Raw genomic sequence first — 21,863 nt, forward strand, 5'->3', positions numbered from 1 at the left:
GCCATACATAGTTTTCTATGCATTACAGATACGGCGACCAGGCAGGGAATTTGACCTGTCCATCAGTTGCCGGAAGACGCGCTTTGAAGCGCCCATCAGTCGATACCAACTGCAATACGGAACCCAGTCCTTGAGAGGAGCTGTAGATAACCATTGTGCCGTTTGGTGCGAGGCTAGGCGTTTCATCCAGGAACGTGTCCGTCAATGTTTGAACGGCTCCCGTTGCCAGATCTTGTTTAGCGATGTGCTGTGTGCCGCTGGCGCTGCTCACCATGACCAGGAATTTACCGTCTGCACTGACGTCAGAGTCCTGATTCTGTGAGCCTTCCCATGTCAGACGCTGAGGCGCACCGCCATTAATATTGACTTTATATACCTGAGGACGACCGCCCTGATCCGACGTAAATGCCAGGTTCTGGCTGTCCGGGAACCAGGTTGGTTCCGTATTGTTGCTACGGCCGTTAGTGACCTGAGAGATTTGACCTGAACCCAGGTTCATCACATACAGGTTAAGGCTGCCGTCTTTAGACAGAGCAAATGCCAGTTTAGACCCGTCCGGAGAGAATGCCGGAGCACCGTTGTGGCGTGGGAAAGAGGCAATCTGTTTGATGGCACTGTTTGCCAGCGTCTGTACAACCAGCGCTGAACGACCGCTTTCGAAAGTCACGTAAGCCAGTTTGCTGCCGTCCGGAGACCAGGCCGGAGACATCAGCGGTTCTGGTGAACGGTGAACAACGAACTGGTTGTAACCATCGTAATCCGCTACGCGCAGTTCATACGGGAATTTGCCGCCGTTAGTCTGCACGATATAAGCGATACGGGTACGGAATGCGCCTTTAACACCGGTCAGTTTTTCGAAAACTTCATCACTGGCGGTATGGGCAGAATAGCGTAACCATTGTTTGGTCACTTTGTACTGGTTTTGTGCCAGTACGGTGCCCGGAGCACCAGAGGTGTCAACCAACTGGTAAGAAACAACATAGCTGCCGTCGGCTGCAGGCTGAACCTGACCGATAACAACGGCATCGATGCCCAAAGCCGTCCAGGCAGCAGGCGTGACTTCTGCCGCTGAGGTTGGCTGTTGTGGCATGCGCGATGCATCAATAGGGTTAAATTTACCGCTGTTGCGTAAGTCAGCAGCAACAATGCCGCCAACATCTTCAGGTGGAGTACCCGGACCCGCCCATTTGAATGGCACAACGCCAATCGGACGAGCGGTATCTACGCCCTGAGTAATTTCAATGCGAACTTCTGCATGTACTACAGATGCCCACATCATCAAAAGGCCGAACGCTACTCGAAATGCCTGCTTCATTGTATCTCCCTTATCTGGACGTATCTGCCCGCGATAATTTAGCAGAATTTTAACAAACCAACGCATACAAAACTAGAATTACACCCTGCAATCTATCGTAAAATTCTGAAAAGAAATTATTTTCGTCTTTCTACGGTTTAAAATCTATCGGAGCATTTTTAAATACTTCATAGACTGCTTCAGAAGGCGGTTTTGGGAACTTCGCCTGTCGGGCCGCGGCAAGCGCTGCCTGACAAAGTGCAGGATCCCCACCCTCCGCTGACACGCTGATTAGCGAGCCATCCGGGTTCATTTTAACGCGCAACGAACAGGTTTTACCTGCATATGATGATGCATCGTAGAATCTGCTCTCAATCGCGGCCTTTATCTGGCTGCCATAGTTAGCAATATCCGCACCGGATGCACCCGCCTTTTTCTGAGTTCCTTTACCTGCCGGCGCAGAAGCCCCGCCGCCCGTTGAACCTTTTGGCGCATTTTTAGAATCCGCCAGCCCGTCAAATAAATTATTGGCATCAGCAGATTCTTTTGCGGCAGCAGCAGCGGCCGCTTTCTTATCGGCTGCGGCTTTCTTGGCAGCTGCCGCCGCTTCAGCTTTCTTCTCAGCAGCAGCGGCGGCTTTCGCATCCGCAGCCGCTTTCGCATCTGCGTCAGCTTGTGCTTTCGCGTCGGCAGCAGCCTCCGCTTTAGCGTCTGCGGCAGCTTGTTTCTTCGCTTCAGCTGCCGCTTCTTTCTTCGCTTCAGCCTCGGCTTGTTTTTTGGCTGCTGCGGCAGCCGCAGCGGCCTCAGCTTCAGCCTGTTTCTTCGCTTCAGTCGCGGCTTTCTTCTGAGCGTCAGCCTGCGCTTTTGCAGCTTCTTTGGCAGCATCAGCCTTGGCCTGCGCCGCTTCTTTCGCCGCATCGGCCTTAGCCTGCGCCGCCGCTTTTGCCGCTTCAGCTTTCGCCTGTGCGGCAGCAGCTTCGGCCTGCTTCTGTTGTTCTTTCGCCTGCTCTGCAGCCTGCTGCGCTTGTTTCTGTTGTTCAGCGGCCTGTTTCTGCTGCTGAGCCTGATCCTGCGCCTGCTGCTTCGCATCTTCCTGTGCCTGAAGGCGCTCTTTCTCGAGTTCTTTCAGGTGTTGCTGTTCTGCGGCCTGTTTCTGCTGAAGCTCTTCAGCCTGTTGCTCTGATTTTTTCTGACGCGCTGCGGCAGCACGTTGGGAATCAGCCTGTTGCTGTTGCTGACGGTTATACTGATCGACGACAGCACTTGGATCGACCATTACGGCTGAGATATCGCTCCCCCCGCCGCCACCGCTCATGCTGGTATCTTCGTCCAGCGATCCCCAAATCAACAGGGCTATAATGATGATATGCAGAACGACCGAAACAATAACGGCGCGTTTGAGCTTATCGTTTTGTTCAGTTGCAGTTGCCTTTACCAAAATAGATTTCCCAAGACAGGATTACTAAAAACCCGGGATCCTGCTTCGCCTGTCTTACTCTTTTAACAAGCCAGGGAGTGCCGGGTTTCAAATAAGTGTTACAAATTACCTATCCTCAGATAGGTTGTGTCATCAATCCGACTGACTTCACGCCAGCCTGATGCAGCATATTCAGCGCCTTGATGATTTCCTCATAAGGCACATCTTTCGCGCCGCCGATCAGGAATACCGTCTTCGGATTGGCCTGAATACGGCTGGTCGCTTCTGCGATAACCTGTTGTTCAGGCAGTTGTTCCATGCGCTGATGATCCACCACAATGGTGTATTGGCCCACGCCCGAAACTTCAACAATCACAGGCGGGTTATCATCGCTGGACACCGTTTTGGAATCCGTCGCATCCGGTAAATCAACTTCCACACTCTGGGTAATGATCGGTGCTGTTGCCATAAAAATCAGTAACAGAACCAGCAGTACGTCGAGCAGCGGAACGATGTTGATCTCCGACTTACCTTCGCGCCGGTTACGACGACCTCGTGTACGAGCCATACTCTCCCCCTTTAGTTACTGCTGGTTTCGCGAGAGAAAGCCTGACGGTGCAGGATAGCCGTGAATTCTTCCATGAAGTTATCGTAGTTTTGCTCAAGCTTGTTCACGCGCTGGTTGAGGCGGTTGTACGCCATAACCGCGGGAATAGCGGCAAACAGACCAATCGCCGTAGCAATCAGTGCTTCTGCGATACCGGGAGCCACCATTTGTAGGGTCGCTTGTTTCACGGAACCTAAACCGATGAAGGCGTGCATGATCCCCCAGACCGTACCGAATAAACCGATATACGGACTGATCGAACCGACGGTGCCAAGGAAAGGAATGTGCGTTTCGAGGGATTCGAGTTCACGGTTAAAGGAAATTCGCATTGCACGGGAAGACCCTTCAATCACGGCCTCTGGCGCGTGGCTGTTGGCACGGTGTAAACGGGCGAATTCTTTAAAACCAGAATGGAAGATTTGCTCTGCCCCGCTCAGGGTTTCGCGACGGCCCTGGCTTTCCTGATACAAACGGGAAAGCTCAATACCGGACCAGAATTTATCTTCGAACGCTTCTGCCTCGCGTGTGGCGGCATTCAGCACTTTCGTACGTTGAATGATGATCGCCCAAGACGCGATAGAAAAGCACACCAGGACAAGCATAATCAGCTTGACCAGGATGCTGGCCTTCAAAAATAAATCAAGAATGTTCATGTCAGTCACTGCTTAAACTCCGCGACAATAGACTTAGGAAGCGCTCGGGGCTTCATTTGGTGTGGATCAATGCATGCAATCAACACTTCTGCAGAACTCAGAAGGTTTCCATGCGAATCAAGAATTCGTTGAGCAAAAGTAAGAGAAGCTCCGCGAATGGACGTAATCTCACTCTGAACATCCAGCAGGTCATCTAAGCGAGCTGGTGCAAAGTATTCGACCGTCATGCGGCGGACAGCAAAAGCGACGTGTTCACCCAGCAACTGCTGCTGGTGAAAATTGCGTTGGCGCAACATCTCTGTGCGAGCCCTTTCAAAAAAGGCGACGTATCGGGCATGGTAGACCACACCTCCCGCGTCTGTGTCTTCGTAATAGACACGAACCGGCCATCGGAACAACGAATTACTCACTCTACATCCCGTAATGCAATTTGACGGCACTACTATACGCAAGAGACTTGGGGTTGGGAATGGGTTGCAATGCCGGAACGAAAATAATTATGGGCCAGAGCGGCCCATAGGAAGATTACTGTAAATCTGTGTCTTTTTAAGGCGATAAAAGTCAGCTAAAAAAGTAAAACAGACCGGCAGCCAGTGCAATCATAGCGAGTAGCGGCGAAAAAAATGATTTCCACACCGAACTTTTCGGGCGAAAACCCAGACCGTGAATAACGCCACTACAAACCGCCCATATCAAAATGAGCCCGTGCCAGATTTCCAGTTCGCTGGTCGACGAGGCAAACATCCCCGGTTTCCAGAAAACACAACCGGCCAGCACCAGCGACATCACAAGGGAAAGGGCCCGCAAGGGGCCCTTATCTGTGACGGCGTAAACTTTATCCGCAATCACACTCATCGTTACTTCTCTTCTTTAGCGGCTTTGTTGGCTTCGCTGTGTTCAAGCGCCAGCGCGGTCATGATACCAAATGAGCAAGCCAGCAAGGTGCCGAGGATCCAGGCAAAATACCACATGGTGTTCTCCTTAATACAACGAATGCTTGTTGTTCTCGATGTACGCTTTATCGAGGCGACCGAACATCTTGTAATACGCCCAGGAGGTGTAAATCAGGATGATTGGCACAAAGATACACGCCACAACGGTCATCACTCTCAACGTCAGTAAGGTAGACGTTGCGTCCCACATGGTCAGGCTGACGTTGGGTTCAGTGATTGACGGCATGACGAACGGGAACATAGTGATACCGGCAGTCAGGATCACACAGGCGATAGTCAGAGAGTTACTGATGAAGGCCAGCGCCGCTTTATTAAACTGGGAGAACAAGATTGTCAGCAGCGGCAGGATCACACCCAACGCCGGAATCGCCCACAGTGCGGGGATCTTATTGAAGTTAGCCAGCCATGCGCCTGCTTCATGAGAAACCGTTTTGTGCAGCGGGTTTGACGGGCCTGCGTGATCCAGAACGGATGTCACGGTGAAGCCATCAATACCTTTAACAACCCAGATACCTGCCAGCAGGAAGCAGACCATCATGATCAGCGCAGAAATTTGCGATGCCTTGCGGGTACGCAGATGCAGTTCGCCTACGGTACGCATTTGCAGGTAGGTTGCACCCTGAGTAATCAGCATAGTCAGGCTGACCAGCCCGGCCAGAATACCAAACGGGTTCAGCAACTGAATCAGGTTACCGGTGTAGAACAGACGCAGGTCAGTATCAATGTGGAACGGCACGCCCTGTAACAGGTTACCGAAGGCTACACCGAAGACCAGAGACGGCACGAAGCTACCAATGAAGATGCCCCAGTCCCACATTCCACGCCAGCGCGCGTTATCCAGTTTTGAACGGTAGTCAAAGCCCAGCGGACGGAAGAACAATGCACACAGCACCAGAACCATCGCCGCATAGAAACCCGAGAACGCCGCGGCATAAACCATCGGCCAGGCCGCGAATAACGCACCACCGGCGGTGATCAGCCAGACCTGGTTACCGTCCCAGTGCGGGGCGATCGCATTGATCATTATCCGGCGATCCGTATCGGTTTTACCGATAATCCGCACCAGAATCCCCACACCCATATCAAATCCATCGGTGACCGCGAAGCCGATAAACAGCACGCCAATCAGCGCCCACCAGATGAACCGTAAACTTTCATAATCGAACATAGTCGGACTCCCTAATTACTGAGCTTGCTCAAGCGGGGCTGAAGGTTTTTCAAAATGATAGCGCCCTGTTTTCAGGCTGCTTGGCCCCAGGCGTACATATTTGAACATCAGGAACATCTCAGCGACCAGGAACAGGGTGTACAAGCCGCAGATCAGGATCATTGACGACAGCACATCACCGACGGTCAGTGAAGAGTGCGCAATGGCCGTTGGCAACACTTCACCAATCGCCCACGGCTGACGGCCATATTCCGCAACAAACCAGCCAGACTCAACCGCAATCCATGGCAATGGCAGTCCAAACAGCACGGCGCGATGCAGCCAGCGTTTTTCGCCAATTTTGCCGCGAACCACCGCAAAGAATGACAGACCAATCAGAACCAGCATCAGGATGCCGCAGGCAACCATGATACGGAACGCAAAGTACAGAGGCAGAACGCGCGGAATTGAATCTTTCGTCGCTTTCTGGATTTGTGCGTCCGTCGCATCCGTCACTTTGTCGGTATAGCGTTTCAGCAATAACCCGTAGCCCAGATCTTGCTTAGTTTTTTCAAAGTCACTGCGGATGGTCGGGTCGGTATTCCCTGCACGTAATTCTTGCAGCAAGGTGTACGCTTTAATCCCGTTACGGATACGCACTTCGTGTTGCGCCATCAGGTCTTTCAGACCGGTGACCGGCGTATCCACAGAACGCGTGGCAATCAGGCCCAGCAGATATGGAATCTGAATAGCGTATTCGTTTTCCATTTTCTCCTGATTTGGCAGGCCGAACAGCGTGAAGCTGGCCGGTGCAGGCTGGGTATCCCACTCGGCTTCAATTGCCGCCAGTTTAGTTTTTTGTACGTCACCCATTTCGTAACCGGATTCATCACCCAGAACGATAACAGACAGCACAGCCGCCAGACCGAAGCTTGCCGCAATAGCAAACGAGCGCTTCGCAAAGCCCACATCGCGGCCTTTGAGCAGGTAGTAAGAGCTGATAGCCAGAACGAACATCGCACCTGTCACATAACCGGATGCCACGGTGTGTACGAATTTAACCTGCGCAACCGGATTCAGCACCAGCTCGGAGAAGCTGAGCATTTCCATGCGCATGGTTTCGTAGTTGAAGGTAGAAGCAATCGGGTTTTGCATCCAGCCATTCGCCACCAGGATCCACAATGCAGACAGGTTTGAGCCAAGCGCAACAAACCAGGTCACCGCCATGTGCTGCACTTTAGACAGACGATCCCAACCGAAGAAGAAGAGGCCGACGAGTGTGGATTCCAGGAAGAACGCCATCAAACCTTCAATCGCCAAAGGCGCACCGAAGATATCACCGACGTAATGTGAGAAATATGACCAGTTGGTCCCGAACTGGAATTCCATGGTTAAACCGGTAGCAACGCCAATTGCAAAGTTAATTGCAAAAAGTTTGCCCCAGAATTTGGTCATATCTTTATAGATTTGTTTGCCGGAAAGCACATAAACCGTTTCCATAATTGCCAGTATAAACGCCATACCCAGCGTTAATGGGACAAATAGGAAATGGTACATGGCTGTTAAAGCAAACTGTAAACGCGACAGTTCAACGATATCAAACATCTTGACCCCTTGCTCCTCGGAGGAAGACCCCAAATTGCGATCTCTGACGAACCGGTTGCCGGAACGCCTCATGACTACCAGTATTCAAATGTGTGTAGAACAGAAATGCAGAGTTCAGCTGAGTGAAGCCGTTCAGGGCATTCTGATACCCGGAAAAGACACGACCAGCGAGCCTGTAAGAGGCTGATGAACGTGAAAATCTCGGGGAAAAGTAAACATACAAAAAACTGATGTTACAGGACCATTATGTTACGCCAGTAATCCCACACATTAAATAGGTTTTTTAGTGACCCAAAGCGAATTTCCGCGTACAGGTCAATTTAACGACAAAACCGTGCAGATCGCCGTAATTGATCTGACGCAATTTAAGCCTATCTCATTGTTTATTTCTATAATATCCACATCAATTTCTGAAAAAACATTTCAGGATGTTAACCGTTGGTTTCACTGGCCTTTAATGGTGTATTTATTGTTAATTTGTTGTGTTTTTATGGTTGTACTAAATATCCAAATCGCTACCTTTTAAAACCCAATTATTAACTTTTTATTTCCAACGAACCTATCGTGCTGTGTTAATAAATATAGCTCAATTCGGCAATTGTTAAATATTTAGCTTAAAAATAAAAAAGGCCACCCGAAGGTGGCCAACATGTCGAATCGTAAAGTCACAGAAAATGACTTATGTCGCGCCGAAATGGCTTCCGTCGCGACGGGTAATGCTTATTGCGGCAGTACAGATTTTACCGCTTCGCCGATATCAGCCAGACTGCGAACAGTCTTCACGCCAGCGGCTTCTAAAGCAGCAAACTTCTCGTCTGCGGTGCCTTTGCCACCGGAAATGATAGCGCCAGCATGGCCCATACGTTTGCCTTTTGGCGCAGTGACACCGGCGATGTAGCCTACAACCGGTTTCGTCACGTGTGCCTGAATATAAGCCGCAGCTTCTTCTTCCGCGTTACCGCCGATTTCACCGATCATTACGATCACTTCGGTCTGCGGGTCTTCCTGGAACAACTTCAGGATATCGATGAAGTTAGAGCCCGGGATCGGGTCACCGCCGATACCGACACAGGTAGACTGGCCGTAGCCGTAATCTGTGGTCTGCTTAACGGCTTCATACGTCAGCGTACCCGAGCGGGAAACGATGCCCACTTTGCCCGGCAGGTGAATGTGGCCCGGCATGATGCCGATTTTGCATTCGCCTGGTGTGATCACGCCCGGACAGTTTGGCCCGATCATGACCGCATCACTTTGGTCCAGTTTCACTTTAACCACCAGCATATCCAGCGTCGGGATACCTTCGGTGATACAGATGATCAGTTTGATGCCTGCATCCAGCGCTTCCAGAATGGAGTCTTTGCAGAATGGCGCCGGAACATAAATCACAGACGCCGTTGCGCCGGTGGTTTCAACCGCTTCGCGCACGGTGTTGAACACTGGCAGACCCAGATGTTCGGTGCCGCCTTTGCCTGGCGTTACGCCGCCAACCATTTTTGTGCCATAAGCGATGGCTTGTTCGGAGTGGAAAGTGCCCTGGCTACCGGTGAAACCCTGGCAGATAACTTTGGTGTTCTTGTTGATTAAAATCGACATTATTTCCCCTCCACTGCCGCGACAACTTGTTGAGCCGCATTCGTCAGGCTGGTCGCTGCAATGATGTTCAAACCGCTGTCTGCCAGTTTTTTGGCACCCAGCTCGGCATTGTTACCTTCAAGACGCACCACAACCGGCACGCTGACACCCACTTCTTCCACCGCACCGATGATACCGTCGGCGATCAGGTCGCAACGAACGATACCGCCGAAGATGTTCACGAAGACGGCTTTCACTTTTTCATCGGAGAGGATGATTTTGAAGGCTTCGGTGACGCGTTCTTTGGTCGCACCGCCGCCAACGTCCAGGAAGTTAGCCGGTTCGCCACCGTGCAGTTTCACGATGTCCATGGTACCCATTGCCAGACCGGCACCGTTCACCATGCAACCGATGTTGCCGTCGAGCGCAACGTAGTTCAGTTCCCACTGCGCTGCCTGAGATTCGCGGGCATCTTCCTGGCTGTAATCGCGCATTTCGCGCAATTCTGGCTGACGGAACAACGCGTTGCCGTCTGCGCCCAGTTTGCCGTCGAGGCAGATCAGGTCGCCTGCGGTGGTCACCACCAGCGGGTTGATTTCGATCAGCGCCAGATCGCGCTCAAGGAAGATGTTGGCCAGACCCATGAAGATCTTGGTGAACTGCTGAACCTGCTTACCGGTCAGACCCAGTTTGAATGCCAGTTCACGACCCTGATAAGGCTGCGGACCGGCCAGCGGATCCAGTGCCACTTTGTGGATCAGGTGTGGCGTTTCTTCAGCCACTTTCTCGATTTCCACGCCGCCTTCGGTAGACGCCATGAACACCACGCGGCGTGAGCTGCGGTCTACCACAGCGCCGAGGTACAATTCTTTGTCGATGTCTGTCGCGGATTCAACCAGGATCTGGTTAACCGGCTGACCCTGTGCGTCTGTCTGGTAAGTCACCAGACGTTTGCCCAGCCAGTGTTCTGCGAAAGCACGAATTTCTTCTTTGCTTTTCACCACTTTCACGCCGCCCGCTTTACCGCGGCCACCGGCATGAACCTGACATTTTACCACCCACGGACCGGCACCGATTTTCGATGCAGCCTCTTCCGCTTCACGCGGCGTGGAACAGGCGAAGCCCGTTGGTGCTGGCAGGCCGTAGCGCAGGAACAGCTGTTTCGCCTGATACTCGTGTAAATTCATGATGTTCTATCCATTCTTTAGTAGGAAGGCTTATCAGGGCACAGCGGGCTGTGCCACAGATTTTGTCGATCTCTAATCTTTCGTTCTGCCGGGGACTAAACGTCCAGCAGCAGACGAGCCGGATCTTCCAGCATTTCTTTAATGGTCACCAGGAAGCCGACAGATTCGCGGCCATCAACCAGACGGTGATCGTAGGACAGTGCCAGATACATCATTGGCAAGATCACAACCTGACCGTTTACCGCCATCGGACGATCTTTAATGGCATGCATACCCAGAATCGCACTCTGCGGTGGGTTGATAATCGGGGTCGACATCAGTGAGCCGAAGACGCCGCCGTTGGTGACAGTAAAGTTACCGCCGGTCAGTTCTTCTACTTTCAGTTTGCCGTCACGGCCTTTGATCGCCAGCTCTTTGATTTGCTTTTCGATGTCAGCCATACCCAGCGTATCCACATCGCGCAGAACCGGCGTAACCAGACCACGTGGCGTAGAAACGGCGATGCTCACGTCGAAGTAGTTGTGGTAAACCACATCTTCGCCATCAATAGAGGCGTTCACTTCCGGGTAGCGTTTCAGCGCTTCAACCACGGCTTTCAGATAGAAAGACATGAAGCCCAGACGCACGCCGTGACGTTTTTCGAAACCATCACCGTACTGCTTACGCAGATCCATGATTGGCTTCATGTTGATTTCGTTGAAGGTCGTCAGCATCGCGGTGCTGTTTTTCGCTTCCAGCAGACGCTCAGCAACACGCTTACGCAGACGCGTCATCGGAACGCGTTTTTCGCTGCGTGAACCGAGAGCCGGTGCGGCACTGGTCGCGGCAGGCGCTGCTGCTGGTGCGGCCGCAGGTTTCGCGTCTTTGGCTTTCGCCAGGTGTTGATCGACATCTTCACGGGTCAGACGACCGCCGACACCGCTGCCTTTGATCGCGCTGGCATCCAGAGAATGTTCGGCAATCAGGCGGCGGATGGCCGGGCTGAGTGCGTCGTTGCTTTCTTCTTCCAGCGCGGCGGTGTGGCGTGCAGCAGGAGTCGCTTCTTTATCGGAGCTTTTCTCAGTGCTTGGCTTGCCGGTGCTGTTACCCGGACGAATGCGCGCCAGAATCTGACGGGAAATCACCGTTGCGCCTTCGTCTTCAATAATGCTGTCCAGAATACCGGCTTCACTTGCCGGAACTTCCAGAACCACTTTATCGGTTTCAATTTCTACCAGTACATCGTCACGCTCAACGCTGTCGCCCGGTTTTTTATGCCAGGTTGCAACCGTCGCATCTGCCACGGATTCAGGAAGGTCAGGGACCAGAATATCTACGCTACTCATTATAAATCCTTCTTATGTTCCATTGTGTTAACTCACGCCAACGCGTTATTTAACGTTCAGCGCATCGTTAACCAGATCTTGCTGTTGCTTCTGGTGAACGGACATGTAACCCACTGCCGGAGAAGCAGAGGCCGGACGTCCTGCGTAACGTAAAGAAGCCCCGAAAGGAATCACTTCACGGAAGTTATGCTGGCTGCAGTACCACGCGCCCTGGTTCAGCGGCTCTTCCTGACACCAGACGAAATCATGAACGTGTGAGAATTTCTCAAGCACTTCCTGAATCGCTTTGTGTGGGAACGGATACAACTGCTCAATACGAACGATAGCCACATCGGTTTGCTCGTTTTTGCGACGTTGTTCCAGCAGGTCGTAATACACCTTGCCTGAGCACATCACCACGCGCTTAACCTGCTTTGGATCCAGTTCGTCCACTTCACCAATCGCTGGCAGGAAGCTGCCGTTGGCCAGTTCATCGAGTGTAGAAACCGCCAGAGGATGACGCAACAGAGACTTCGGCGACATGACGATCAGCGGACGTCGCATACCGCGCAACGCCTGACGACGGATCATGTGGTAAACCTGCGCCGGGGTAGACGGGATACAAACCTGCATGTTTTGCTCAGCGCAAAGTTGCAGATAGCGTTCCAGACGTGCGGAGGAGTGCTCCGGCCCCTGCCCTTCGTAACCGTGCGGCAGCAACATCACCAGACCACACATGCGGCCCCATTTCTGTTCGCCGGAACTGATGAACTGATCGATAACCACCTGCGCACCGTTGGCGAAATCGCCGAACTGCGCTTCCCAGATGGTCAGCGTACGCGGCTCAGCCGTGGCATAACCGTATTCAAACGCCAGTACCGCTTCTTCGGAAAGCACGGAGTCCCAGACGTTGAACATGCCCTGACTGTTGTGAATATTCGACAGCGGCACATACACGGAACCGTTTTTCTGGTTGTGGATCACGGCGTGACGGTGGAAGAAAGTCCCGCGCCCCATGTCCTCACCCGACAGACGGATCGGAATGCCTTCGTCAACCAGCGTAGCGTACGCCAGATTTTCCGCGCCGCCCCAGTCGAATTTCTTATTACCTTCGGCCATCTCGTTGCGGTCGCCGTAAATCTTGGCAACGCGTGACTGCATTTCAATAGCATCCGGTACATGGCTGACGCGACGTGCCAGTTCCTGCAGGCGTTTCAGCTCAACCTTGTTCGGGTAAGCCTCATCCCACTCGTGGTTCAGATACGGTGACCAGGTGAACGTGTGCATGTCATTCTGACGCCACTCTTCCACCACGCACTCACCGGCATCCAGCGCATCACGATACAAATTGACCATTTCCGTGGCATCTTCGAGACTGGCCACGTTTTGCTCGGTCAGAATGTCAGCATAGATTTTGCGCGGCGTCGGGTGCTTCTTGATCTTGTTGTACATCAGTGGCTGGGTTGCGCTCGGTTCGTCGGCCTCGTTATGGCCGTGGCGACGGTAGCAAACCAGATCAATCATGACGTCACGTTTAAAGGTGTTACGGAAATCCAATGCCAGGCGGGTGACGAAAGCCACCGCTTCAGGGTCATCGGCATTGACGTGGAAAATCGGTGCCTGCACCATTTTCGCAATATCAGTACAGTAGTCGGTGGAACGCGCATCTTTCGGATTCGAGGTGGTGAAGCCCACCTGGTTATTGATGACGATACGCACGGTACCGCCCACTTCATAACCGCGTGCCAGCGACATGTTCAGGGTTTCCTGAACCACACCCTGACCGGTAATCGCCGCATCACCGTGAATGGTGATTGGCAGAACCATGTTACTGCGCGCTTCATCCAGACGATCACGACGGGCTCGGACAGAACCGATCACCACCGGGCTCACGATTTCCAGGTGCGACGGGTTAAACGCCAGCGCCAGGTGAACCATACCGCCTTCGGTTTCCACATCAGACGAATAGCCCATGTGGTATTTCACGTCACCGGTACCCAGGTGTTCTTTATGTTTGCCGGAGAATTCGTCGAACAGGTCCTGAGGTTTTTTACCCAGCACGTTGATCAGCACGTTCAGACGGCCACGGTGCGCCATACCCAGCACCACTTCGCGCGTTCCGTTTTTGCCTGCATGACGGATCATGTCTTTGAGCATCGGAACCAGCGCATCGCCACCTTCAAGGGAGAAGCGTTTTGCGCCCGGGAATTTCGCGCCCAGATAACGTTCCAGACCTTCTGCTGCGGTCAGTTCTTTCAGGAACGTTTTCTTCTCATCATTGGTGAATTTCGCACGACCGGCCACGGATTCGACGCGCTGTTGGATCCAGCGTTTCTCTTCGGTGTTGGTGATGTGCATGTATTCCACACCAATGGAACCGCAATAGGTTTGCTTCAGGGCTTTATACAGCTCGCCGAGCTGCATGGTTTCTTTGCCAATGGCAAAAGAACCGACGTTGAAGGTTTCCTGGAAATCAGCTTCAGTCAGGTGATGGAACGCAGGATCCAGATCCGGTACATCGTCCAGTTTCCACAGGCCGAGGGGATCAAGGTTCGCGTTCTGATGACCACGGAAGCGGAAGGCGTTGATTAACTGCAACACCTTAACTTGCTTGGCATCCGTTTGCGGATCGCTGATGGAGGAATTATAACGTGACGCATCTTTCGCCAGGCGGCGGAAGTAGTCGCGAGTTTGAGAATGGAGTTGCTCTGGTTTCACACCCACTGTTGGTAGCTGTTTAAAAATCGAACGCCAGCTATCGTCAACGGAACCAGGATCGGTTAAGTAGTCTTCATAGAGTTGCTCTATGTAAGACTGGTTTGCACCCGCCAGATAGGAGGAATCCAGCCAGGCCTTCATTGCGCCGTTCTGCATCGTGATCCCTTAAGCTTTGAAGCTTTAGTTTTCGCCGTGGTTAATAATATTGACCGTGATACACCGCGGTAAAACGGTTTTCCATACTAAAACAGTTCGTTGGTTGAGCGTTTGGCTCTTCAAGGAACCTTCAGAAATCCGCCAGGTGCGTGACTGACTTTTGAAGTTGCCCTGCTTAACGTGTAGTGCTTTTCATCTCCCTTATTTTGACCCGGCTATCTTACTCCTGTCAGGCGCAACTTTGTTGCACTTGTTGCTACTTTGTTATTAAAAATTTACTTATTTGCTATCAACACCTCAGTTACGGCATTTGTAAGTAAAGAAAGCAAAAACTGCGGTTAAGTAAATAACAGCGGGAACCTGAGTTCCCGCTGATGGCATCACCTTATGAACTCAGGCGCCCCGCTGTAGCAGCATCGATTTGATGTGCCCGATGGCTTTCGTCGGGTTCAAACCTTTAGGACACACACTCACACAGTTCATGATGCTGTGGCAGCGGAATACGCTGAAAGCATCGTTCAGATCGTCGAGTCGCGGTTGCGTTTCGGTATCGCGGCTGTCGATAAGGAAACGGTAAGCGGCCAGAAGGCCTGCCGGACCGACAAATTTGTCCGGATTCCACCAGAAAGACGGGCAGGACGTCGAGCAACAGGCACAGAGAATACATTCGTACAATCCGTCCAGTTTTTCGCGCTCATCCGGCATCTGTAAATGTTCACGCGCCGGAGGATTTTTCCCATCATTCAACAGGTAAGGCTTAATCTTCTCATACTGCTTATAGAATTGTCCCATGTCCACAACAAGGTCGCGCACAACCGGCAATCCTGGTAACGGGCGGATAACAATTTTCTTGCCGCCGTGACGTAACGTCGAGACCGGCGTGATACAGGCCAGACCGTTTTTCCCGTTCATGTTCACGCCGTCAGAACCACACACGCCTTCACGGCATGAGCGGCGAAACGCCAGCGTAGGATCCTGTTCTTTCAGCAAAATCAGCGCATCGAGCAACATCATGTCGCGCCCTTCCTGAGCTTCCAGCACATAATCTTTCATGTACGGAACATCATCGACATCCGGGTTGTAGCGATAAATCGAAAATTCGAGTTTCATATCTGTCTCCGCTCCGCCCTAGTAAGTACGCGCTTTCGGCGGGAAGGCCGCGCGAAGCTTAGGCTGCATGTTCACCTCACGGCGGGTCATGCTTTCTGTTTCCGGCTGATACAGCGTGTGACACAGCCAGTTCGCATCGTCACGTTCCGGGAAGTCGAAGCGGCTGTGTGCGCCACGGCTTTCAGTACGGTAGTTTGCAGAGACGGCAGTAGAAAACGCAGTTTCCATCAGGTTATCCAGCTCCAGACACTCGACGCGCTGGGTGTTGAATTCTGACGAAGTATCGTCCAGACGCGCGGTTTTCAGACGTTCGCGGATCACTTTCAGTTGTTCCAGACCTTCTGCCATCGCATCGCCTTCACGGAATACCGAGAAGTTGTTCTGCATACAGGCCTGCAAATCTTTGCGGATTGCCACCGGGTCTTCACCGGAACGGGTATTGTTCCAGCGGTTCAGACGTTCCAGAGACACATCGATATCGTCCTGAGACGCATCGCGGCTTGCGCCCTGCTCCAGAATGGATTCCTGCAAGTGCATACCGGCTGCGCGGCCAAACACCACCAGGTCGAGCAGCGAGTTACCGCCGAGACGGTTTGCGCCGTGAACGGAAACGCATGCAATTTCGCCGACAGCGAACAGGCCCGGAATCACTTCATCCTGACCCTGTGCGTTCACACGCAGCGCCTGTCCGGTCACTTTGGTCGGAATACCGCCCATCATGTAGTGGCAGGTTGGCAGAACCGGGATCGGCTCTTTGATCGGGTCAACGTGAGCAAAGGTGCGGGACAATTCCAGAATGCCCGGCAGGCGGGATTCCAGCACGTCGCGGCCCAGATGGTCGAGTTTCAGTTTAACGTGCGGGCCCCACGGACCTTCACAGCCACGGCCTTCACGGATTTCGATCATGATGGAACGCGCCACCACGTCACGACCCGCCAGGTCTTTGGCATTTGGCGCATAACGTTCCATGAAACGTTCGCCATCTTTATTGAGCAGATAACCGCCTTCACCGCGACAACCTTCTGTCACCAGAACGCCCGCACCGGCAATACCGGTCGGGTGGAACTGCCACATTTCCATATCCTGCACCGGCACACCGGCACGCAGCGCCATGCCCACGCCGTCGCCGGTATTAATGTGCGCGTTGGTGGTGGACTGATAAATACGGCCTGCACCGCCGGTTGCCAGCACGGTTGCTTTGGCTTTGAAGTAAACGACTTCACCGGTTTCGATACAAATTGCGGTACAACCGACAATCGCGCCGTCCTGGTTTTTCACTAAATCCAGTGAATACCATTCGGAGAAAATCGTGGTGTGGTTTTTCAGGTTTTGCTGATACAGCGTGTGCAGCAAGGCGTGGCCGGTACGGTCAGCCGCTGCCGCAGTACGTGCCGCCTGCTCGCCGCCGAAGTTCTTCGACTGGCCGCCAAACGGACGCTGATAAATCCGGCCGTCATCAAGACGGGAGAAAGGCAATCCCATGTGTTCGAGTTCCAGAATCGCTTCCGGCCCGGTTTTACACATATATTCAATGGCGTCCTGATCACCGATGTAGTCGGAACCTTTTACGGTATCGTACATATGCCATTCCCAGTCATCCTCATGGGTGTTACCCAGCGCAACGGTAATACCGCCCTGAGCAGACACCGTATGGGAGCGGGTCGGGAAGACTTTGGAAATCAGGGCGCAGGACAGGCCCTGTTGTGAAATCTGTAACGCGGCACGCATACCGGCGCCACCTGCACCGATAACGACAGCATCAAACTCTCTGACTGGCAGATTCATTTACTACGCTCCCCAAACAACAATTGTTCCGTAAAGTAGGTAAACCACTAACGTGACGACGATGGCCAGTTGCAGCACCAGTCGGACAGCTACCGGTTTGACATAGTCCGTTAACACCTGCCACATGCCGATCCACGCATGAATCAAAATCGACAGCAATGCCAGCAGTGTGAATACTTTCGTGATGGAGGAAGAGAAGAAGCCATGCCAGACATCAAAAGTCAGCTCCTGAGCCAGAACCACAAAGCCCAGAATATAAAGGATGTACAGGGTGAGGATGATTGCGGAGGCACGCAGTAACAGCCAGTCGTGCACACCATTGCGTCCCAATGCAGAAACGTTGCTTACCATACGAGGACTCCAGCCAGAATTGACAGCACGACGGTCAGACCGATTGCCACCTGGGCAGAACGGGTACCGGCAGCCAAACTCTCTTCGATATAGCCAAAATCCATCAGCAAGTGGCGAACGCCACCGCAAACGTGATAGGCCAGCGCAGTGAGTATTCCCCAAAAGATGAATTTGACGAAGAAGCTATTCATGATGGCCGCAGCCTGCGCAAACCCTTCGGGAGAAGAGAGAGACAAGCCTAACAGCCAGAGGAGGATACCGACGGCGACGAAGGTTATTACGCCAGAGACTCGGTGTAAGATGGACGCTATCGCAGTAACGGGAAACCGGATCGTTTGCAGATCCAGATTGACAGGTCTTTGTTTTTTCACGGTTTTGCCCACACAGCTCTTATTATTTTACTTCCTCCGGCCCGGAGCAGTATGTCAGACAGCATCCTTTCCTGCGTTCGTGTCGCTGTGGGTGCGTTGGCCGCATTCTCACAACACCAAAAACGTTAGAAAGCTGAGCTCCTAAAAGCTCTCATTTCCCGCGCTCAAACAACGACATCCGATGTGCTTAAACGGCGCAGAAATGTGTTTTTCCTTTCAGTCCATTTTCATAAATTCAAAGACAAAAAAGATGATGCTGGGTGCTCCTACTTCGGATTGCCCGGAGACCTTGTAGGAGTATAGGTTGATCACATTCTTATTACAATTGCCCTACAAATGCTTTATTCACATTTCTTGTAAACAGTGAGTTAGCTCTCATTTTCCACAAAAGGCACAAAATAAATTATCTGGTTTGACATTTGATCAACATTTCCATTACATATGAACTATCCCTATAGGACTGTGATACTGAGCACATACCGGCTGACGCCATCCGCACCAAAATGGTGGAAGTTTCTGAAGAATCAGTGGATCACACAATCGTGATGCAGGGTCTTCCCTGTTGCCCCAAGTTATGCAAAAGTGGGGATTGTGTAAATCCTCAACCTCTTCACAGGTACTGAGCGACAGAACAGTAATGATTTACCGAATCGTTAACAACGATGAAACGCCGCTTGTTGGTCACAGAGCAGTCTGAGACTGCAATTCGACTCAGCTCTACGTTCCCTTCCCATACGATCGCAGAGTTAAGGCTGACAATAATAATGACCTTACAAGGCGTCGCTTCCAGGCATTTCTGTTGTTACTGATTTTTAAAAATAAGGCGCTAAGGAGACTGTAAATGGCTGATAAGAAAGCGACACTTACCCTACAAGGTCACGACCCAATTGAACTAAACGTGCTTACCGGCACGCTGGGTCAGGATGAAATTGATATCCGCACCCTTGGTTCAAAAGGTCTTTTTACCTATGACCCCGGTTTCACCTCTACTGCATCCTGCGAATCCAAAATCACCTTTATCGACGGTGACGAAGGTATTCTGCTCCACCGTGGTTTCCCGATTGATCAGTTGGCAAAAGAGTCAACCTTTCTGGAAGTCAGCTACCTGCTGCTGAATGGCGAAGCGCCAACCCCTGAGCAGTTCGAAGAATTCAAAACCAATGTGACCCGTCACACGATGGTGCACGAGCAGATCACCCGTCTGTTCCACGGTTTCCGTCGTGACTCTCACCCGATGGCCGTACTGTGCGGCGTGACCGGCGCACTGGCGGCGTTTTATCACGACTCAATTGACGTCGAAAACGAGCGTCACCGCGAAATCGCCGCTTACCGTCTGCTGTCCAAAATGCCGACCGTTGCCGCGATGTGTTACAAATATTCTATCGGCCAGCCGTTTGTGTACCCGCGCAACAATCTGTCTTACGCCGGTAACTTCCTGCACATGATGTTCTCCACGCCGTGTGAAGAATATAAAGTGAACCCGATTCTGGAACGTGCGATGGACCGTATTCTGATCCTGCACGCCGACCACGAACAGAACGCCTCGACCTCTACCGTGCGTACCGCCGGTTCTTCTGGCGCTAACCCGTTCGCCTGTATCGCAGCCGGTATTGCTTCCCTGTGGGGGCCAGCGCACGGCGGTGCAAACGAAGCCGCACTGAAAATGCTGGAAGAAATCAGCAGCGTGGATCACATCCCTGAATTCGTTAAACGTGCAAAAGACAAAAATGATTCTTTCCGCCTGATGGGCTTCGGTCACCGTGTTTACAAAAACTACGACCCGCGCGCCACTGTGATGCGTGAAACCTGCCATGAAGTGCTCAAAGAGCTGGATCTGAAAGATAACCTGCTGGAAGTGGCGATGGAGCTGGAACACATCGCGCTGAACGACCCGTACTTCATCGAGAAAAAACTGTATCCGAACGTCGATTTCTATTCAGGCATCATCCTGAAAGCCATGGGAATTCCGTCGTCGATGTTTACCGTGATCTTCGCGATGGCGCGTACCGTTGGCTGGATTGCTCACTGGAGCGAAATGCACCAGGACGGCATCAAAATCGCCCGTCCTCGTCAGCTTTACACCGGCTACGACAAACGCGATTTCCATTCTCAGCTGAAAAAATAAGTTCTGATTTCGCAGACGTTAAAGGCTCCCGCGGGAGCCTTTTTCATTTCAACGTTTTCATCACACCTGACAAACCGGGCACCAGAAAAATGGCCGTGAAGACACGCTGCCCTTTTCAATCGGATCGCCGCAACGCGCGCAGGGTTTCCCCGTCCGCCCGAAAACTTTGAAACGGAACAGTGCGCCATGATGCACATTTTCATCCATTGTGCCGCGCGTGGCGTAGGACAAACGCGCGACGGACAAACAGGCATCGGCCAGCGCATCCAGTTCTGCGTCATTCAGTTCATTCGCTTTATGATCGGGCAGTAATTTTGCCAGCCACAGAATTTCCGCCCGCAGATAATTTCCCAATCCGGCCAGAAATGCCTGATCCAGCAACATCCCGCCGAGCTGACGGTTGCGGAATTTCGGCGAAAGTAACCGCTCACGTACCTGCGCGACGGTCAGGGTTTCATCCAGCACGTCCGGCCCGATACGTTGCAGGAACGGGTGATTTTCTATCTCCGCCGTATCGTAAAGCCCGATCTCAGACGCGCTGTAGAGCAAGATCGCCGCGTCCGTGGTTTCGAGTTTTACCCGCAGCGAACGTTTGGTCTCCTTCGGCGTTTCACCGGCCTGAATCACCCGCCAGACGCCATAAAGCTGGTTGTGGCTGTAGAGCGTCAGGCCGTTGGAAAAGTGCGTCAGTAGCGCTTTCCCACGGGTTTCAATCGCCGTAATTTTTGTGCCACGTAATGCCGACTGGTAAGGCTTCAGATTGGGAAAAGCGAACCAGACATCCGTGAGCGGTTTGTTAACGACCGCGGCTGCCAGCAGATCGGCAGCGCGGCGAATTTCAGGACCTTCAGGCATCAGTGAGTCGCACCCTCGGCAATCCGCAAATCCTGCTCGGTATGCAGCGCGATAGCGATCGTCAGCTCAAGCGCATTCAGCACCGTATGAACCGACATACTCGGCGCGCCCGGATGACGCGCAGCCTGTTCCGGCAGATAAGGAATATGGATAAACCCGCCCTTCACCACTTTGCACGACGGCTGGGCAAGACGATGCAGCAGGCCGTACATGATGTGATTACACACATACGTACCCGCCGTTTGCGAGACAGAGGCCGGAATGCCGGATTCACGTAGCCCGTTCACAATGGTTTTGATCGGCAGCGCGGAGAAATACGCAGCAGGGCCGCCGGCGACAATCGTCTCATCCACCGGCTGATTGTTTTCGTTATCAGGGATACGCGCATCGTTGATGTTTATCGCCACACGTTCGATGCTGAAATCACTGCGACCGCCCGCCTGCCCGACGCAAATCACCATTTCCGGCTGCACTTCATCAATGGCCGCATTCAGCGCATCAATGGCTTTGCCAAACACGCACGGCAACTGGCGCACCACAATCTTCGCCCCGGACAATTCCATGTCACCTAACAGTTTCACCACTTCCCATGACGGGTTAATTTTTTCGCCTTCGAACGGCTCGATACCGGTGACTAAGACTTTACGCATAGG

General features: G+C 52.5%; 20 protein-coding genes. 1 reads left to right on the top strand and 19 read right to left on the bottom strand.

Translation table 11 applies throughout. The features are described from left to right. Window positions 1–22: 22 nt before the first annotated feature. The 17 genes from tolB to sdhC form a co-directional block, all read right to left on the bottom strand. Window positions 23–1,315 (bottom strand): Tol-Pal system beta propeller repeat protein TolB, encoded by a 1,293-nt coding sequence (gene tolB, locus BV494_RS10815; RefSeq protein ID WP_104922885.1) that lies wholly within the window; start codon window positions 1,313–1,315, stop codon window positions 23–25. 130 nt (window positions 1,316–1,445) lie between these two features. Continuing rightward, a complete protein-coding gene (tolA, locus tag BV494_RS10820) occupies window positions 1,446–2,732 on the bottom strand; it encodes a cell envelope integrity protein TolA (protein WP_104922886.1) in 1,287 nt (428 codons plus the stop codon). 115 nt (window positions 2,733–2,847) lie between these two features. Continuing rightward, on the bottom strand, window positions 2,848–3,279 hold the full coding sequence (gene tolR, locus BV494_RS10825; protein ID WP_104922887.1) for a colicin uptake protein TolR: 432 nt from the start codon (window positions 3,277–3,279) through the stop codon (window positions 2,848–2,850). 11 nt (window positions 3,280–3,290) lie between these two features. Beyond that, window positions 3,291–3,980, bottom strand: coding sequence for a Tol-Pal system protein TolQ (gene tolQ, locus BV494_RS10830; protein WP_013576430.1), 690 nt, complete (start codon window positions 3,978–3,980; stop codon window positions 3,291–3,293). Then, entirely contained in the window at window positions 3,977–4,381 is a 405-nt protein-coding gene (gene ybgC, locus BV494_RS10835) for a tol-pal system-associated acyl-CoA thioesterase (RefSeq protein ID WP_095921211.1), read from the bottom strand. Before ybgC ends, tolQ begins: the two co-directional genes overlap by 4 nt. 151 nt (window positions 4,382–4,532) lie before the next feature. Then, window positions 4,533–4,826, bottom strand: a complete 294-nt coding sequence (gene ybgE / locus BV494_RS10840; protein ID WP_104922888.1) for a cyd operon protein YbgE — start codon at window positions 4,824–4,826, stop codon at window positions 4,533–4,535. A 2-nt stretch (window positions 4,827–4,828) separates the two neighbouring features. Further along, window positions 4,829–4,942 carry a cytochrome bd-I oxidase subunit CydX gene (gene cydX / locus BV494_RS10845; RefSeq protein WP_101077375.1) on the bottom strand — a complete coding sequence of 38 codons (114 nt, stop codon included), beginning with the start codon at window positions 4,940–4,942 and terminating at the stop codon, window positions 4,829–4,831. A gap of 10 nt (window positions 4,943–4,952) precedes the next feature. Continuing rightward, the gene (gene cydB / locus BV494_RS10850) at window positions 4,953–6,092 is read right to left on the bottom strand and encodes a cytochrome d ubiquinol oxidase subunit II (RefSeq protein WP_104922889.1); all 1,140 of its coding nucleotides are present in this window, start codon (window positions 6,090–6,092) and stop codon (window positions 4,953–4,955) included. 15 nt (window positions 6,093–6,107) lie between these two features. Beyond that, window positions 6,108–7,676 (bottom strand): cytochrome ubiquinol oxidase subunit I, encoded by a 1,569-nt coding sequence (gene cydA, locus BV494_RS10855; RefSeq protein WP_104922890.1) that lies wholly within the window; start codon window positions 7,674–7,676, stop codon window positions 6,108–6,110. 720 nt (window positions 7,677–8,396) lie between these two features. After that, window positions 8,397–9,269: a succinate--CoA ligase subunit alpha gene (sucD, locus tag BV494_RS10860; protein WP_104922891.1), complete on the bottom strand. Its 873-nt coding sequence runs from the start codon at window positions 9,267–9,269 to the stop codon at window positions 8,397–8,399. Then, window positions 9,269–10,435 carry an ADP-forming succinate--CoA ligase subunit beta gene (gene sucC, locus BV494_RS10865; RefSeq protein WP_104922892.1) on the bottom strand — a complete coding sequence of 389 codons (1,167 nt, stop codon included), beginning with the start codon at window positions 10,433–10,435 and terminating at the stop codon, window positions 9,269–9,271. The genes sucD and sucC overlap by 1 nt, the downstream gene beginning before the upstream one ends. 95 nt (window positions 10,436–10,530) lie before the next feature. Then, window positions 10,531–11,760: a 2-oxoglutarate dehydrogenase complex dihydrolipoyllysine-residue succinyltransferase gene (gene odhB / locus BV494_RS10870; protein ID WP_104922893.1), complete on the bottom strand. Its 1,230-nt coding sequence runs from the start codon at window positions 11,758–11,760 to the stop codon at window positions 10,531–10,533. 45 nt (window positions 11,761–11,805) lie between these two features. Continuing rightward, entirely contained in the window at window positions 11,806–14,613 is a 2,808-nt protein-coding gene (gene sucA, locus BV494_RS10875; RefSeq protein ID WP_104922894.1) for a 2-oxoglutarate dehydrogenase E1 component, read from the bottom strand. A gap of 393 nt (window positions 14,614–15,006) precedes the next feature. Beyond that, window positions 15,007–15,723 (bottom strand): succinate dehydrogenase iron-sulfur subunit, encoded by a 717-nt coding sequence (locus tag BV494_RS10880; protein ID WP_104922895.1) that lies wholly within the window; start codon window positions 15,721–15,723, stop codon window positions 15,007–15,009. An 18-nt stretch (window positions 15,724–15,741) separates the two neighbouring features. After that, window positions 15,742–17,508 carry a succinate dehydrogenase flavoprotein subunit gene (sdhA, locus tag BV494_RS10885; RefSeq protein ID WP_104922896.1) on the bottom strand — a complete coding sequence of 589 codons (1,767 nt, stop codon included), beginning with the start codon at window positions 17,506–17,508 and terminating at the stop codon, window positions 15,742–15,744. Between the two features lie 3 nt (window positions 17,509–17,511). Next, window positions 17,512–17,859 carry a succinate dehydrogenase membrane anchor subunit gene (gene sdhD, locus BV494_RS10890; RefSeq protein ID WP_095921202.1) on the bottom strand — a complete coding sequence of 116 codons (348 nt, stop codon included), beginning with the start codon at window positions 17,857–17,859 and terminating at the stop codon, window positions 17,512–17,514. Beyond that, complete coding sequence (sdhC, locus tag BV494_RS10895; RefSeq protein ID WP_104922897.1) at window positions 17,853–18,242, bottom strand: succinate dehydrogenase cytochrome b556 subunit; 390 nt, start codon at window positions 18,240–18,242, stop codon at window positions 17,853–17,855. The genes sdhD and sdhC overlap by 7 nt, the downstream gene beginning before the upstream one ends. Before the next feature lie 829 nt (window positions 18,243–19,071). On the opposite strand from sdhC, the gene BV494_RS10900 reads away from it, so the two are divergent. Continuing rightward, window positions 19,072–20,355 carry a citrate synthase gene (locus BV494_RS10900; RefSeq protein WP_104922898.1) on the top strand — a complete coding sequence of 428 codons (1,284 nt, stop codon included), beginning with the start codon at window positions 19,072–19,074 and terminating at the stop codon, window positions 20,353–20,355. 60 nt (window positions 20,356–20,415) lie between these two features. Here the strand turns inward: BV494_RS10900 and nei are convergent, their stop codons facing one another. Both nei and pcp read right to left on the bottom strand, forming a co-directional pair. Further along, a complete protein-coding gene (gene nei, locus BV494_RS10905) occupies window positions 20,416–21,210 on the bottom strand; it encodes an endonuclease VIII (RefSeq protein WP_104922899.1) in 795 nt (264 codons plus the stop codon). Continuing rightward, window positions 21,210–21,860 carry a pyroglutamyl-peptidase I gene (gene pcp, locus BV494_RS10910; RefSeq protein ID WP_104922900.1) on the bottom strand — a complete coding sequence of 217 codons (651 nt, stop codon included), beginning with the start codon at window positions 21,858–21,860 and terminating at the stop codon, window positions 21,210–21,212. Before pcp ends, nei begins: the two co-directional genes overlap by 1 nt. Between the last annotated feature and the right edge of the window lie 3 nt (window positions 21,861–21,863).

Source organism: Rahnella sikkimica (genome assembly GCF_002951615.1).
GTDB classification, from domain to species: Bacteria; Pseudomonadota; Gammaproteobacteria; order Enterobacterales; family Enterobacteriaceae; genus Rahnella; species Rahnella sikkimica.